Annotated in this window: 15 protein-coding genes; 5 read left to right on the forward strand and 10 right to left on the reverse strand. The window is 61.2% G+C overall.

Annotated elements, in window-relative coordinates; translation table 11 throughout:
* The first annotated feature begins 84 nt into the window (after positions 1-84).
* Genes cysS through Q0864_RS04990 form a run of 3 tightly spaced genes read left to right on the forward strand, consistent with a single transcriptional unit; the run spans position 85 to position 3997 of the window.
* Positions 85-1587, forward strand: a complete 1503-nt coding sequence (cysS, locus tag Q0864_RS04980; RefSeq protein WP_298566652.1) for a cysteine--tRNA ligase — start codon at positions 85-87, stop codon at positions 1585-1587.
* Positions 1584-3203, forward strand: coding sequence for a citramalate synthase (gene cimA, locus Q0864_RS04985; RefSeq protein WP_298566653.1), 1620 nt, complete (start codon positions 1584-1586; stop codon positions 3201-3203). The genes cysS and cimA overlap by 4 nt, the downstream gene beginning before the upstream one ends.
* Positions 3200-3997, forward strand: coding sequence for a squalene/phytoene synthase family protein (locus Q0864_RS04990; protein WP_298566654.1), 798 nt, complete (start codon positions 3200-3202; stop codon positions 3995-3997). The genes cimA and Q0864_RS04990 overlap by 4 nt, the downstream gene beginning before the upstream one ends.
* A 28-nt stretch (positions 3998-4025) precedes the next feature.
* Here Q0864_RS04990 and Q0864_RS04995 read toward each other — a convergent pair whose 3' ends face one another.
* From Q0864_RS04995 to edd, 3 genes are all read right to left on the reverse strand, one after another.
* Entirely contained in the window at positions 4026-4634 is a 609-nt protein-coding gene (locus tag Q0864_RS04995; protein ID WP_298566655.1) for a LysE family translocator, read from the reverse strand.
* 90 nt (positions 4635-4724) lie between these two features.
* On the reverse strand, positions 4725-5366 hold the full coding sequence (gene eda, locus Q0864_RS05000) for a bifunctional 4-hydroxy-2-oxoglutarate aldolase/2-dehydro-3-deoxy-phosphogluconate aldolase (RefSeq protein ID WP_298566656.1): 642 nt from the start codon (positions 5364-5366) through the stop codon (positions 4725-4727).
* Positions 5367-5377: 11 nt separating this feature from the next.
* Positions 5378-7183 (reverse strand): phosphogluconate dehydratase, encoded by a 1806-nt coding sequence (gene edd / locus Q0864_RS05005; protein ID WP_298566657.1) that lies wholly within the window; start codon positions 7181-7183, stop codon positions 5378-5380.
* A gap of 263 nt (positions 7184-7446) precedes the next feature.
* Between edd and Q0864_RS05010 the strand changes: the two genes are divergently transcribed.
* Entirely contained in the window at positions 7447-8658 is a 1212-nt protein-coding gene (locus Q0864_RS05010) for an RSP_2647 family RNA methyltransferase (RefSeq protein WP_298566658.1), read from the forward strand.
* On the forward strand, positions 8655-9203 hold the full coding sequence (locus Q0864_RS05015) for an RSP_2648 family PIN domain-containing protein (protein WP_298566660.1): 549 nt from the start codon (positions 8655-8657) through the stop codon (positions 9201-9203). Before Q0864_RS05010 ends, Q0864_RS05015 begins: the two co-directional genes overlap by 4 nt.
* Positions 9204-9222: 19 nt before the next feature.
* Here the strand turns inward: Q0864_RS05015 and Q0864_RS05020 are convergent, their stop codons facing one another.
* The 7 genes from Q0864_RS05020 to Q0864_RS05050 are packed head-to-tail and all read right to left on the reverse strand — an operon-like array spanning position 9223 to position 14268.
* A complete protein-coding gene (locus Q0864_RS05020) occupies positions 9223-9906 on the reverse strand; it encodes a M48 family metallopeptidase (protein ID WP_298566661.1) in 684 nt (227 codons plus the stop codon).
* Positions 9907-9945: 39 nt separating this feature from the next.
* Complete coding sequence (locus Q0864_RS05025; protein WP_298566662.1) at positions 9946-10581, reverse strand: DedA family protein; 636 nt, start codon at positions 10579-10581, stop codon at positions 9946-9948.
* On the reverse strand, positions 10578-10952 hold the full coding sequence (locus Q0864_RS05030; RefSeq protein WP_298566663.1) for a hypothetical protein: 375 nt from the start codon (positions 10950-10952) through the stop codon (positions 10578-10580). Before Q0864_RS05030 ends, Q0864_RS05025 begins: the two co-directional genes overlap by 4 nt.
* Before the next feature lie 54 nt (positions 10953-11006).
* Complete coding sequence (locus tag Q0864_RS05035; protein WP_298566664.1) at positions 11007-12191, reverse strand: VWA domain-containing protein; 1185 nt, start codon at positions 12189-12191, stop codon at positions 11007-11009.
* Positions 12192-12200: 9 nt separating this feature from the next.
* Complete coding sequence (locus Q0864_RS05040) at positions 12201-12359, reverse strand: hypothetical protein (protein WP_247035921.1); 159 nt, start codon at positions 12357-12359, stop codon at positions 12201-12203.
* 50 nt (positions 12360-12409) lie between these two features.
* The gene (locus tag Q0864_RS05045) at positions 12410-13810 is read right to left on the reverse strand and encodes a DUF2927 domain-containing protein (RefSeq protein WP_298566665.1); all 1401 of its coding nucleotides are present in this window, start codon (positions 13808-13810) and stop codon (positions 12410-12412) included.
* A gap of 2 nt (positions 13811-13812) precedes the next feature.
* Positions 13813-14268, reverse strand: a complete 456-nt coding sequence (locus Q0864_RS05050; RefSeq protein ID WP_298566667.1) for a GNAT family N-acetyltransferase — start codon at positions 14266-14268, stop codon at positions 13813-13815.
* Between the last annotated feature and the right edge of the window lie 84 nt (positions 14269-14352).

The raw sequence follows: 14352 nt of genomic DNA on the forward strand, positions 1-14352 counted from the left end.
TCTATTCCATACATGTCAGGAACTTGGTAAGCCCGCTCGGGATAATTCTGTGGGAATACCTGTGCGCAGACTTGCGAGGACATTATGACGGACATCAAACTTTACAACACGATGGCGCGGGAAAAGCAGGTCTTTACCCCGATCGACCCGAAAAACGTCCGCATGTATGTCTGCGGGCCGACCGTCTATGACCGCGCCCATCTGGGCAATGCGCGCCCTGTTGTGGTGTTCGATGTGCTCTATCGCCTGCTGCGCCATGTTTATGGCGCGGATCACGTGACCTATGTGCGCAACTTCACCGACGTGGATGACAAGATCAACGCAACCGCGCTGCAGCGCAAAGAGGCTGGGGCCGAAGGCACATTGGAAGAGCTGGTGCATGAACGCTCGGACGAGACCATCGGCTGGTATCTACACGATATGGGCGCGCTTGGTGCGTTGGAGCCGGACCAGATGCCGCGGGCGACCGAGTTCATAGGGCCGATGGTTGCGATGATCGAGGATCTGATCGCCAAGGGCCACGCCTATGAGGCCGAGGGCCATGTGCTGTTCGCGGTCGAAAGCTATAAGAACTATGGCCGCCTGTCGGGCCGCTCGGTCGATGACATGATCGCCGGTGCGCGGGTCGAAGTCGCGCCTTACAAAAAGAACCCGATGGACTTCGTGCTGTGGAAACCCTCCACCGATGATCTGCCGGGTTGGGACAGCCCGTGGGGTCGAGGTCGTCCGGGTTGGCATATCGAGTGTTCTGCCATGAGCCACGACCTGCTGGGCGCGTCGTTCGACATCCACGGTGGCGGCAACGACCTGCAGTTCCCGCACCACGAAAACGAGATCGCCCAGTCGAAATGCGCCCACCCCGACGCGGGGTTCGCTAATTACTGGCTGCACAACGAGATGTTGCAGGTCGAGGGCAAGAAGATGTCCAAATCGCTGGGCAACTTCTTCACGGTGCATGATTTGTTGGAGCAAGGCGTGCCGGGTGAAGTGATACGGTTCGTCTTCTTGGGCACGCATTATCGCAAGCCGATGGATTGGACGGAGAAGAAGCGGGCCGAGGCATTAAGAAAACTTCGCGACTGGGCGAGTGTTGTGCGTGAAGCTGAACCTCCAACGATCTCTCCAGATTTTCTGGATATCTTGGCTGACGACCTCAATACCGCAGGCTCTATTGATTACTTGGATCAACAGTATCGAGATGAAGATTATGCCGAACTAATTGGCTGTGCCAAATTGTTGGGTATTGATCTAGCCGAGATTTCCAAAGCGAACTGGGCGAGCCCTTTCCGTTTTGAAACGCCAGATGGAACTGACTGGGTGGAGGGTAAGGATTTTCAGCCAACTACTAGTATGGTGGGCTGGGGCGAACACTCAAGTGAGTTTGTCGATGTGACCATGAAACTCGTTCGGACTTGGATGAAGCTGCGGCGAGAGGAAAACTGGCGCGCGGCAGACTCTTTGTCGAAAGATGCACGCGAGATTGGCATTCAGTTGCGCGCAGCCAGATCAGCAAACGGGATTAATCAGGGCATCGCTAGTATTGATGGTGACCCCACAGTCGATGCTGTAGAAAGGATAATCCCGTGACCGCCCGCCTCTATATCTACGACACCACGCTCCGCGACGGTCAGCAAACCCAAGGTGTCCAGTTCTCGCTTGCTGAAAAACAACAGATCGCCGAGGCGCTCGACGCGCTCGGCGTGGACTATATCGAAGGCGGCTGGCCCGGTGCGAACCCGACCGACAGCGACTTTTTCGCTGCCGCCCCCAAGACCCGCGCGACCTTCACCGCCTTTGGGATGACCAAACGGGCAGGGCGCTCGGCCGAGAATGACGAGGTGCTGGCGGGCGTGATGAACGCGGGCACGCCAGCGGTCTGTCTGGTGGGCAAAAGCCATGATTTCCACGTCACCACCGCGCTTGGGATCGAGCTGGATGAGAACGTGGAGAACATCCGCGCCTCAGTCGCTCATCTGGTCGCGCAGGGGCGCGAGGCGCTGTATGACGCCGAGCATTTCTTTGACGGCTACAAGGCCAATCCGGATTACGCGTTGGAGTGCCTGAAGGCGGCTTACGCGGCAGGCGCGCGCTGGATCGTGCTCTGCGACACCAATGGCGGCACGTTGCCCCACGAGGTGCACCAGATCACCAAGTCGGTGATCGCAGCGGGCATTCCCGGCGACCATTTGGGCATCCACACCCATGACGACACAGGCAACGCGGTGGCCTGTTCACTGGTCGCCATCGACGCAGGCGCGCGGCAGGTGCAGGGCACGTTGAACGGGCTGGGCGAGCGGTGCGGCAACGCCAACCTGACCACGCTGATCCCGGTGCTGTTGTTGAAAGAGCCCTATGCCAGCCAGTTTGAAACGGGCGTCAAACGGGATGCCCTTCAGGGCCTGACCCGCATATCTCGCAAATTGGATGACATCCTGAACCGTGTGCCCAACAAAGCCTCGCCTTTCGTGGGCTCGTCGGCCTTTGCGCATAAGGCGGGGTTGCACGCCAGCGCGATCCTGAAAGACCCAACGACCTATGAACACATCCCGCCCGAAACGGTGGGCAACGCGCGCATCGTGCCGATGTCCAATCAAGCGGGCCAATCGAACCTGCGCGCGCGGCTGGCGGATGCCGGGATCGACGTCGAACCGGGCGATCCGCGTCTGGGGCAAATCCTAGACCGGGTGAAGGAACGTGAAGATCAGGGCTATGCCTATGACAGCGCGCAAGCCTCGTTCGAGTTGGTTGCGCGCGACGTGCTGGGACAGTTGCCCCGATTTTTCGAGGTAAAGCGCTACAAGGTCACGATCGAGCGGCGCAAGAACAAGCGCAACCAGACGGTCAGCCTGTCTGAAGCCATCGTGGTGGTGAAAATCGGCAGCGAGAAAAAGCTGTCCGTGTCGGAAAGCATGGACGCGTCCGGTACCGATCGTGGCCCGGTCAACGCGCTGGCCAAGGCTTTGGCGAAAGACCTTGGACCCTATCAGGATATCATCAACGATCTGCGACTGGTGGACTTCAAAGTGCGCATCACCCAAGGCGGGACCGAGGCGCAAACCCGCGTGATCATCGACAGCGAAGACGGCGACGGCCACCGCTGGTCGACCGTGGGCGTCAGCCCCAACATCGTCGATGCATCTTTCGAGGCGCTGCTGGACGCGATCACATGGAAGCTCTTGCGCGACGGGGCCAAGCCCGCATGACCGACACCCCGCACGACCCCATCGCCGCCTGCGCCGAGATGGTGCAGAAGGGCGACCCCGACCGGTTTCTGGCGACCATGACCGGCGACGTGGAGGAACGTAAGCGCCTGTTTCCGCTCTACGCCTTCAACCTCGAAATCGCCCGCGCGCCCTATATGTCGCAAGAACCAATGGTGGCGATGATCCGGCTGCAGTTCTGGCGCGATCTGATTGACGCGGCTGTAGATGGGCGCGAGGCACCGAAGCATGACGTGGCCACGCCGCTGTCGCAACTGGTGATCTGGGGCGATGTCCGTGCAGCCCCCTTGGTGCGGATGATCGCCGCGCGCGAAGATGACGCGCAGGGTGCTCTGCGCGAGACTGTGGATCAGATCCAATCCTATGCGCGTGAAACCTCGGGCGCGTTGATGCTGGCGGCGGGGCAGGCCTCGGGGATCGCCGATTTTTCTGGTGATCACGACGTGGACCAAGCGCTGGAGGGATTGGGCGAAGCTGTCGGGATCGCCAATTGGCTGATGGCACAGCCGGCGCTTCTGGCCGCCGGGCGAGGGCACATTGCGCCCAGCCCTGACACAATCCGCACGCTGTGCGAAGGTGGGCTAGAGGCGCTGGCCCACGCGCGCGGTGCGCTTGATCGGCGAGGCAACGCCGCATTGCGCAGCGCTTGGCGGGCTGCACCCGTTCTGCGCCACGCCCGGAACACGCCTGAAGCGGTCGCAGCCGGAGCGCTTGGACAGTCCGAGTTCTCGCGCCGTGGTGCGCTGTTGTGGAAAAGCGTTCTTGGTGGCTGGTAGGCCGGTGTTCGATCAGGGCCGCGATCGCCTAGTCTGACATCGCGAGCTTTGCCCCAAGCGCCCCGAACGCCCCTGCAAAGACCCGCTTGATCCACACCATCACCGTCGGTCGGCCAATGACATATCTGCGCGCCGCCGAGGCAAAAGCGCCATATCCGACAAACACCAGAAACGTCATCACCATGAACACCACGGCAAGCAATGATAACTCGACCGTGGCATTGGGCGCGTTGACGGATATGAACTGCGGCAAAAAGGCCAGAAAAAACAGCGATAGCTTGGGGTTAAGGACATTGATCAGCGTTCCGGTCAGCGCGATCGAGCGCAAGGATTTCCGCGACCGGTCATCAGAGGCATCCATCGTGCTTTCGTCTTTCAGGATCGACCACGCCATGTAGAACAGATACAGGACGCCAAGGTATTTGATGACCTGAAACGCGACGGCGCTGGTGTGCAACAAAGCCGACAGTCCGATGATGCTTGCGAGGGCGGCGGGTAAGATCCCGAAGGTGCACCCCAGCGCGGCTGCGATGCTGGCTTTAAACCCGCGACCCAGACCGATGGCAATCGTATACAGCACACCCGTTCCCGGCAAAAACACAACGATCAGGGATGTGAGAAGAAACTCAACTGACATGGCGCACGGCCCCCTTTTTAGATGGTCAGGCTCTGGCGAAACCTGCCCAGTGTCAAGCCGAGAGGGTCGCGTGTCAGATGTGCCAATACTTCAACTGCCCAAAGCTGCTGCCGTTCTCGCAAGTGCCGTGATCGCGGCCCAGTCGCCAGCTTGGACCAGATCGCCGGGTGCGACCCATGACCCCCCGACGCACAGCGTGTTGGGCAGGGACAAGTAGTCATTTGCATTCGACAGGCTGACACCGCCGGTGGGGCAGAAGCGGATCTGGGGCAGGGGCGAGGACAGAGATTTCAAGAAGGGCGCGCCACCTGCGGCCTCTGCCGGAAAGAACTTTTGCACGGTATAGCCGCGTTCCAGAAGGCGCATAGCCTCGGACGCGGAACTTGCACCGGGCAGCAGAGGCAGATCGTTGGCCTCGCACGCGTCTAGCAAACGATCGGTTGCGCCGGGTGACACACCAAAGGTTGCGCCCGCCTTCTTGGCGTTTTCCACGTCCTTGGCGGTCAGCAATGTGCCAGCACCAACCGCGCCGCCGTCAACACGCGCCATTTCGGCGATGACCTCAAGCGCCACGGGCGTGCGCAGGGTGACCTCCAACGCGGGCAAGCCGCCTGCCACCAAGGCCGCAGCCAATGGCGCCGCGTGGGCAACGTCATCCACGACCAGAACCGGAATGACCGGGGCCAATCGACAGATTTTCTCAGCGGCGGTGCTTGCCTCTTGCGGGGTCATGATTGTCTCCTTCAGGAAATCGAGGATGCGCCTTCGGTCGCAGAGCTGGCTGCGCGACGGAAGGTTTCGAAAAGCTCACGGCCCATGCCGTCGGTATTGTCGCTCAGGTCGACCTGAACGGCAGGTCGGTCCATGGCGCCTTCGGTCAGAACTTCAAGCGTGCCATTCTCGGCGTCCAGCCGGATCATGTCACCGTCGCGGATACGGGCGATAGGCCCGCCGCTGGCGGCTTCGGGGGCCACATGGATCGCAGCGGGCACCTTGCCCGACGCCCCTGACATCCGCCCGTCCGTCACCAGTGCGACGCGCTGACCGCGTTGCTGCAAGACCGAAAGCGTTGGTGTCAGGCTGTGTAGCTCAGGCATCCCGTTGGCCCGCGGTCCCTGAAAGCGCACGACGACGATCAAGTCGCCCTCAAGCTCGCCTGCCTTGAAGGCGGCCTTGACGCTGTCTTGGTCGTGAAACACGCGGGCAGGGGCTTCGATCAGGTGGTGTTTGGGATCGACAGCCGAGACCTTGATGACACCGCTGCCAAGGTTGCCCGACAATTGCACCAACCCGCCGGATTGTGCGAAAGGGTCAGAGGCAGGACGCAGAATCTTGTCGTTCAGGCTTTCACGCGGGCCGGGTTCCCAACGCACCCGGTCGCCGTCCAGTTTCGGCTCCTGTGTATAGGCGGTCAGATCGCCCATGATGGTCTTTGCATCGGGGTGCAGAAGCCCCGCGTCCAGCAGCTCGCCGATCATGTAGCCAAGACCGCCAGCGGCGTGGAAATGGTTCACATCCGCCAGCCCGTTCGGATAGACCCGCGCCATCAACGGCACGATGGCCGAGATATCGGCGAAATCTTCCAGCGTCAGAATGATCCCCGCCGCCCGCGCCATGGCAGGCAGGTGCAGGACAAGGTTGGTCGAGCCGCCAGTGGCCATCAGCCCTACCAGCCCGTTTACGAAAGCTTTTTCGTCCAGCACATGCCCGGCAGGCGTGAAGCCAGCGCTGCCGTCTTTTGTGATCGCCAGCGCGCGTCGCGTCCCTTCTGCGGTCAAGGCCTCGCGCATGTCGGTATGTGGCGTGACAAAGGACGCGCCGGGAAGGTGCAGCCCCATGAACTCCATCAGCATCTGGTTGGTGTTTGCGGTGCCATAGAAGGTGCAGGTGCCGGGGCCGTGATAGGCCGCCATCTCGGCCGCCATCAGCTCTTTGCGGCCCACTTCGCCGGTGGCGAATTGCGTGCGCACCTTGGCTTTTTCGTCGTTTGACAGGCCTGATGTCATCGGCCCGGCTGGCAAGAACACTGCCGGAATATGCCCAAAGCTGGCCGCCGCGATCACCAGGCCCGGCACGATCTTGTCACAGACGCCCAGAAACAGCGCCGCGTCAAAGGTGTTGTGGCTGAGTGCAACGGCCGAAGCGAGCGCGATCACGTCGCGTGAAAACAGGCTCAGCTCCATCCCCGTTTCGCCCTGCGTGACCCCGTCGCACATCGCAGGCACACCGCCTGCCACCTGCGCGGTTGCACCTTCGTCGCGGGCAATTCGCTTGATCAGGTCGGGGAACGTGGCAAAGGGCGCATGGGCCGACAGCATGTCGTTATAGGCCGTCACGATACCCAGGTTTGGCGCGCGCCCTTCGGCCAGCCGGTCTTGATCGGGACCGGCGCCTGCATAGGCATGTGCCTGACCCGAACAGCTTAGATGCGCGCGGCGCGGCCCGTCTTCGGCGGCGCGCGCGATCTTGTCCAGATAGGGTTGGCGGGTGGCCTTGGATCGCTCTGCGATCCGATCTGTCACTTTTGCGAGGGTGCCGTTCAGGGTCATGTGTCTTGTCCTGTGTCTTGCGCGAGCGCCAAGAAAGGAGCGTCGTGGCTGCGTCGCGTTACCGTTCGCCGCTTTCCTATCAGAATGTGATAGCGCTAACAACGTCTATTTCAAGCGGTCCCGAGCCTTCAAATTGCATGCGGGCCAGAATGGGCATCACGCTGGCCCAACCTTCCGCCCAGAGATGGGCCTGTCGATTTACGGGTTTCCTTGCGTGTGACCGCAGGCTAGGCAAGGCGCGACCTAATCATGGATGATATCACATGGCGCAGACACATACACCCGATCGCGCGACGATCCGACTAAAGCCCAAGGCCAATGCGCGCGCAATCCGGCACGGCGCGCCGTGGGTGTTTGACAACGAGGTGGTCACCGACCGCCGCACCAAAAACATCCCCGCAGGCGCGATTGCGCGGCTTGAGGATGGCGCACGCGACCCGCTGGGCACGGTCGCGTTTAACCCAAACTCGCGGATCATCGCCCGGATGCTTGACCGTGATCCCGATGCGGTGATTGATCGCGCCTGGCTGGGCGCGCGGTTGAAGGCTGCGCTGGATCACCGCGAAACGCTGTTTGACGCGCCATTTTACCGCCTGATCCACGCCGAGGCCGACGGGCTTCCCGGTGTGATCATCGACCGGTTCGGCGATACTGCCGTGATCCAACCCAATGCGGCGTGGGCCGATGTGCTGATCAACGATCTGGCGGCAGCGCTGGCGGATGTCACGGGCGTGACCACGATCCTGAAAAACGCGGCAGGTCGCGCTCGTGCGCTGGAAGGGCTGGACGAGCAAAGCAGCGTGTTGCTGGGCCAAGCGCCCGACGCACCGATTGCGGTGCCAATGAATGGCGCCACCTATATGGCAGACCTGACAGGCGGACAGAAAACCGGGCTGTTCTTTGACCAACGGCCCAACCATGCCTTTGCCGCAAACCTGTCCAAAGGCGCGCGGGTGCTGGATGTATTTTCCCACGTGGGCGGGTTTGGCCTTGCTGCGCTTGCAGGTGGTGCGACCTCGGCTTTGGCGGTCGACGGATCAGCGCCTGCTTTGGCTTTGGCCGAGGAAGGTGCACGCCAAATGGCGGCAGGTGACCGTTTCTCGATCCGACAAGGCGACGCGTTTGACGTGCTGACTGCCCTCGGTGAAGAAGGCGCGCAGTTCGACGTGGTGATCTGCGACCCGCCAGCTTTCGCGCCGTCAAAGAAGGCGCTGGAACCCGGATTGCGCGCCTATGAGCGTCTTGCGCGATTGGCAGCACCACTGGTGGCCCCCGGTGGATACCTCGCCCTGTGTTCGTGTTCGCACGCCGCGACAATCGACAAGTTTCGCGCCTCGTCCATCCGGGGCATCGGCCGGGCCGGGCGGGCCAGCCAGTTGATCTACACCGGCTTTGCGGGCGCAGATCACCCGATGCACCCGCAACTGGCCGAAAGTGGCTACCTGAAGGCGCTGTTCTTCCGGCTGCTGCCATGAAAGTCCTGATCGACGCCTGCGTGCTTTACCCGACGGTGATGCGCGAGATGGTGTTGGGCGCGGCGCAGGAGGGGTTTTTCACCCCCCTGTGGTCGCCCCGCATTCTGGAAGAATGGGCGCGCGCTGCCGCCAAGCTTGGCCGGGATCAGGAGAGTGTCGCGCGTGCCGAGATCGCGCTCTTGACGGCTCACTGGCCCAAAGCCAGCGTTTTGCCCCGTGACGGCGATTTGCGTCGCCTCTGGCTGCCCGATGAGAACGACATTCACGTGCTGGCCGCCGCCATAGCAGGCGGGGCGGATGTGCTGTTGACCATGAACAACGCCGATTTCCCCCGCCATACGCTGGCCGAGGAAGGGCTGCGCCGTGAAAGCCCTGACCTGTTCCTGCGCGAGTTTCTGGATCAAGACGCCGAGACGATGACGCGCATCGCAACCCGCGTTTTGACCCAAGCAAGAACACTATCAGGCGAGGATTGGACCATCCGCCGGCTGATGAAAAAGGCGCGCCTGCCACGGTTGGGCAAGGCGCTTGACGCGCTCCTCTAACCGTTTCCTGCGGTTGCGGTCAGGTCACCCACTTGGCTTCGTTCTTTTCAATTGCGGCAATGCGCTCGGCTGTTTTGGGGTGGCTCATCAACCAGGCGGGCATGACGCCGGACCGGTTTTTCGTCAGCGTATCCAATTTGCCAAACAGTGACTTTTGCGCCTCGGCCCCGATCCCCGATTTGATCAGCAATGCGGTCGCATAGGCGTCCGCCTCGTATTCATCGCCGCGGCTCAGACCTGCGGCAACAAGCCGTGTCAGAAACCGCGCGATATAGACACCCGCGCCGGGCAGAAAGCGCGAGATCATCATCGACAGAACCGTGCGCAGGGCATTTTGACCGGAAAAGTCGATCATCCGCTTGCGCGCATGTCCCAATGCCACGTGGCCAAGCTCGTGCGCAATCACGCTGGCCAGTTCTTCGGCCGTAACGCGCCCTTGCCGATATTCGTTGAAAAACCCGCGGGTGATGAAGATCCGGCCGTCCGGCGCGGCCAGCCCGTTCACCGGGTCAATCTCGTAGATATGAACCGGAATGTCTGCGATCTCCAGTGACGCCGCCATCCGGTCCGTCAGCGCCTTCAGCTTCGGATCGGCCAACCGCGTCGATTGGGCGTCCAACTCGCGATGGGTGCGCCAGACCGAGAAATGGTAGAGCAAAAGGCCATACGCGATCGGCAGAAGAATGGGGATCAGCTTCAACATAGGCGTTATATGGGTGCTATTTTATCCGCTGGAAAGGGATTAACGCGACAAGGCGTCGGATTTCAGCGCCTCTTGCGCGTCTTTCGCTTTCAGGACAGCGTGGATCCAGACCAACATCACCACCGCGACGATCACAGCGACCAAAAGCCCCGCGATATTGCCAAGAAGGGCTGCCAGACTTTCGATGCGGGATGCAAACCCATAGCCCAGCCCAACATAGAGGCTGACCCAGATTGTTTCCCCAAGAATATCCCAGACCGCAAATCGCACCCAACCCAGCCCGGTTGCGCCAGCCACGAAATTGACCCATGGCCCCAAGGGGGCAACAGCCCATGTCGACAGAAAAACGCCAGTGCCGCCGTATTTGTCCACGAAGGCGCGCGCCCTTTCCAATATGGTTCGTTTTGCGGGCGTGCGTGCCAGCCATTGCAGGGCGCTTGCCCCGCCATATCGCCCAATCGCATAGCCTGTTTGATCCCCTATGACCGCGCCCACAAAGGCAGAAAGCATGACATTTACCAGCGAAAGATCCCCCGCCGCCGCAAACGCGCCGCCGGCCAGCATCATCAGAGAGGTGGGGATGGGAAGCGCGAGACACGACAGAAAGGCCGAGAGGAAAACCACGATAGGGCCATAGTCCAAGAGCAGGGCAAAGACGGCTTCGGTGGTGATCATTGGCCCCCACCGGTTTCGCTGTCAGCTTGAGAGGCGCGGTGCGCGGCAATGGCGGCTTCCAGATCGGCGATCATAACGTCCAGCGGGATACCGCGCGCCTCGGCAAGTCGGCGCAGACTGCTTGGACCATCACCCGGTTGGCCCAGTTGCAATGCCTCAAACATCACCTGTCGCGGGACATCCCACGAATAGGCAACGTATCTGGCGGTCATCCATCCCTCGATCGGTTGGTCGATATGGGCGGGGTCGTTCCAGTAAATCCAGCTGGCGGTTGTTCGGACGGCAAAAAAGACGCTCATTGCCAGGGCGACCGCCAGAATAAGCGTCGCAATTGGGGCCGCGCCCCAGATGCGTTTGAGAAATGAAAACATCGCGGTTTCCTTGCCGGTTGGGTCTTGAACGCGTGGGCGCAGAACTTCCGTCGCTTAGCGGCCCAATTCTTTCATCCCGCGCTCGATCCCCTCAAGCGTCATTGGGACCATGCGACCCTCAAAAATCTGGCTGATCATTTGCACTGACTGGGTATAGCGCCAGTGATGCTCCGGCAGCGGGTTGATCCACAGGTTGTCGGGCCATTGCTCACGCGCGCGCTCCAGCCAGACCTGACCGGGCTCATCATTCCAATGTTCGTTGGCGCCGCCGCGATAGGCGACCTCATAGGGGCTCATCGACGCATCACCGACGAAGATGCATTTGTAATCGGAACCATAGGTGCGCAACACGTCCCATGTGGGGATCTGATCGGTCCAGCGCCGCGCATTGTCGCGCCACACACCTTCGTAAAGGCAGTTGTGAAAATAGTAGTATTCCAGATGCTTGAACTCCGCGCGGGCGGCGGAAAACAACTCTTCGACGACCTTGATATGCGGGTCCATTGATCCGCCAACATCTAGAAACAACAGGACTTTTACCGCATTGTGCCGCTCGGGCCGGGTTTTCACGTCGAGATAGCCGTGTTCGGCGGTGGCGCGAATGGTGCCGTCCAGATCAAGCTCTTCATGCGCCCCGTCGCGCGCCCAGTTGCGCAGGCGTTTCAGGGCGACCTTGATGTTGCGCGTGCCCAGCTCGACCGAGTCGTCCAGATTGCGAAACTCGCGTTTGTCCCAGACCTTCACCGCGCGTTGATGGCGAGATTTGTCCTGCCCGATCCGCACGCCTTCGGGGTTGTAGCCGTAAGCGCCGAAGGGCGAGGTGCCGGCGGTCCCGATCCATTTGTTACCGCCCTGATGACGCCCTTCCTGTTCCTTCAGACGCTCTTTCAGGGTTTCCATCAGCTTGTCGAACCCGCCAAGCGCCTCGATCTCGGCCTTTTCCTCATCGGTCAGGAATTTCTCGGCCATCTTGTCCAGCCATTCCTGCGGGATATCCACGGCTTCCAGCATTTGCTCGGCGGAAATCGCTTCAAGCCCTTCAAATGTCATCGAAAACGCGCGGTCGAATTTGTCGAGGTTGCGTTCGTCCTTCACCATCGCAACGCGGGCAAGATAATAAAACCCCTCGATGTCATAGGTGACCAGCCCGGCCTTCATTGCCTCGAGAAAGGCCAGAAACTCGCGCAACGAGACAGGGACCTTGTTGGCGCGCAGGTTTTCGAAGAAGGGCAGGAACATCGGTCGGACCTAGCGGCTGATGAAGATCGAGGCGAAGAGGGCGATCAGGGCAAACCCAAGGGCATGAACGGCCGCATATTGCGCGATGTCCAACCGATTGCCGCCCCGTTTGCGGGCGCGCATAACGCCAACCAATGCCCCGAAGATAAGCGCCGCGATGACCAGCATATGTGCCTCTACCCTTCAAAAAGGGCGGTCTTGGACGGCCCCCGTTCCCTTTAGCCCGGCGAGATGGCAGCGATTTCGCTGAGCCGCGCGCCGACCTGTTCGTTCGAGCCGAAGCCATACCGCGCCCAGCCCAGACTGTCGAGCCTGACAAGCTGCGCCTCAGCGCCGCGGCCAGCAAGGTCAAGAGCTTCGGCTTTGATCATCATCAGCGTCGCCAGAAGCGCCGCGTTTTCGGCGCGCATGACGGGGGAGATGTGGGAGTTGACGATGGCAATCGCCTCTTCCGCCTGTCCGGCAGACAGGGCATAGGCCGCCAGTTGCACGCCCATATGGGCCGCGTGCAGCGCGGTTTCGGGATTGGCGCGGTAGATCGCTTCGGCCTCGCGGAAGGCGGCGAACGCCCCTTTGCTGTCCTGGCGCATGTTCAGGCGACCATAGGCAAACAAGCTGAACGCCAGTCGCGTGTCTCGCCAGCCCATATTGCGCGCGATTGTGACGGCTTGCGCAGACGCCTCACGACGGCGGGTTTTGGACTGTCCGCCGCCCAGCGCGACCTCTATCGCGACCTTCCATGCTTCGGGTGACGCACCGCCCATACGCGGCGCACCAGTGCCGCCTGCCGGGTTCAGTCGCGCCAACACCTGCGGCAGACGGGCAGCGACATCGCCACGGCTCATGCCCGAGGCCAGTTCGGGCGCGTAATACGCCCGCAAGATCAGCATATCAAAGCCGGTTAGAACGGTGTGGAAGTTATCGTCGTTGAAGACGCTGTCATGCAGGCGATACAGATCATTCACCGGCCCCAGCGCCTGTGCGACTTCTTCATGCAGGCAATCGCGCAGCTCTTGCGGGCTGACATCGCCGGGCAGGAACACGGCCATCTTGGTGCGGGTGCGCATCTTTGCCCAATCCAGCCGTGCTGTGCCGCGCGCGGCCTTGTAGTCTTGCCAACTGGACACATTGGGCGCCACGAAACAGGCCGCATGGGGCACAAGGCGCTGAAGCTGGCGTTTCGGGATGACCTCAAGCGTAATGGACGCCGTTTCAGACCCGGACACTTGCCGGATGTTGATCCCAGCCTCGATGCGCAGTCGCGCCAACAGGCGGGTCAGGTCGGCCATCATGTAAGTGGGCGCATTGCCAGTGACGCGCAGGGTCACAGGGCCTTCGAACCGGGTCAGAACGGGCAGGGGACGACCGCTTTCCAATTGGAAGGACAGGTCCAGAAAATCCCCGGCAATCACACTGTTGGCCCGCGTGGGGCGGGTGATCTGTGTGCCACTGAAGGCTTTCATCGGGGGCAGGGTGGTCGGCAGACCGACGCGGCGTGCGGTGACCTCGTCTCCCCCGGCAGTCTGATCGGCGCGCGTGCGTGATCCGTCCGGCACCGCGCAGCTGACAAATGCCAGACAGGTCAGGGCGAAGGCCGCGGTTTTTGTGATCGGTCGCATCGTCAAGCCCTCCCATACCGGATGAAGGGCGTTTTGACGCCAATCCGGTCATAGAGTGCGCGTGCGGTATGGTTGAAATCCTGCGTCAGCCAATAGACCGACGGCGTGCCGTTGCGATCAGCGGCATCATACACCGCTTCGATCAAGGCCCGCCCGACACCTTTGCCCCGAACCGAAGGGTCCGCGTAAAGGTCTTGCAGGTAGCACACATTCTCAGCCTTCCATGCGTGGCGATGGAACAGGTAATGAACCAGCCCGACAGGCTGCCCATCCACGCATGCCAACAGGCCGTGGAACTCGTTCGGGTCCTCTGACAGAAGTCGGGCGAAGGTGGTTTCATAGACCTTCGCGTCCAGTTCGGTCTCATAGTAGCGCAGATAGCCTTCCCACAGGCGATCCCACGCAGCCCTATCAGACGCCGTCAGTGGTCGAACGGTAATGTGAGCATTGTTTCCCATAACAATACACGCACACCTATTTTGTGCCCCCCCAGGCAAGGGGTCGACCTTAGGGTGTGGGGCGGGTTTCACCAAGCAAAACGG

This window comes from uncultured Aliiroseovarius sp. (genome assembly GCF_947497285.1).
Taxonomy (GTDB): Bacteria; Pseudomonadota; Alphaproteobacteria; order Rhodobacterales; family Rhodobacteraceae; genus Aliiroseovarius.

Coding starts and splice junctions, on each gene's coding strand:
- Q0864_RS05015 (WP_298566660.1), top strand. CDS start 8,655: ATGAAAGTCCTGATCGACGCCTGCGTGCTTTACCCGACGGTGATGCGC.
- Q0864_RS05020 (WP_298566661.1), bottom strand. CDS start 9,906: ATGTTGAAGCTGATCCCCATTCTTCTGCCGATCGCGTATGGCCTTTTG.
- Q0864_RS04995 (WP_298566655.1), bottom strand. CDS start 4,634: ATGTCAGTTGAGTTTCTTCTCACATCCCTGATCGTTGTGTTTTTGCCG.
- cysS (WP_298566652.1), top strand. CDS start 85: ATGACGGACATCAAACTTTACAACACGATGGCGCGGGAAAAGCAGGTC.
- Q0864_RS05010 (WP_298566658.1), top strand. CDS start 7,447: ATGGCGCAGACACATACACCCGATCGCGCGACGATCCGACTAAAGCCC.
- Q0864_RS05025 (WP_298566662.1), bottom strand. CDS start 10,581: ATGATCACCACCGAAGCCGTCTTTGCCCTGCTCTTGGACTATGGCCCT.
- Q0864_RS05045 (WP_298566665.1), bottom strand. CDS start 13,810: ATGCGACCGATCACAAAAACCGCGGCCTTCGCCCTGACCTGTCTGGCA.
- Q0864_RS05035 (WP_298566664.1), bottom strand. CDS start 12,191: ATGTTCCTGCCCTTCTTCGAAAACCTGCGCGCCAACAAGGTCCCTGTC.
- Q0864_RS04990 (WP_298566654.1), top strand. CDS start 3,200: ATGACCGACACCCCGCACGACCCCATCGCCGCCTGCGCCGAGATGGTG.
- edd (WP_298566657.1), bottom strand. CDS start 7,183: ATGACCCTGAACGGCACCCTCGCAAAAGTGACAGATCGGATCGCAGAG.
- eda (WP_298566656.1), bottom strand. CDS start 5,366: ATGACCCCGCAAGAGGCAAGCACCGCCGCTGAGAAAATCTGTCGATTG.
- Q0864_RS05050 (WP_298566667.1), bottom strand. CDS start 14,268: ATGGGAAACAATGCTCACATTACCGTTCGACCACTGACGGCGTCTGAT.
- Q0864_RS05030 (WP_298566663.1), bottom strand. CDS start 10,952: ATGTTTTCATTTCTCAAACGCATCTGGGGCGCGGCCCCAATTGCGACG.
- Q0864_RS05040 (WP_247035921.1), bottom strand. CDS start 12,359: ATGCTGGTCATCGCGGCGCTTATCTTCGGGGCATTGGTTGGCGTTATG.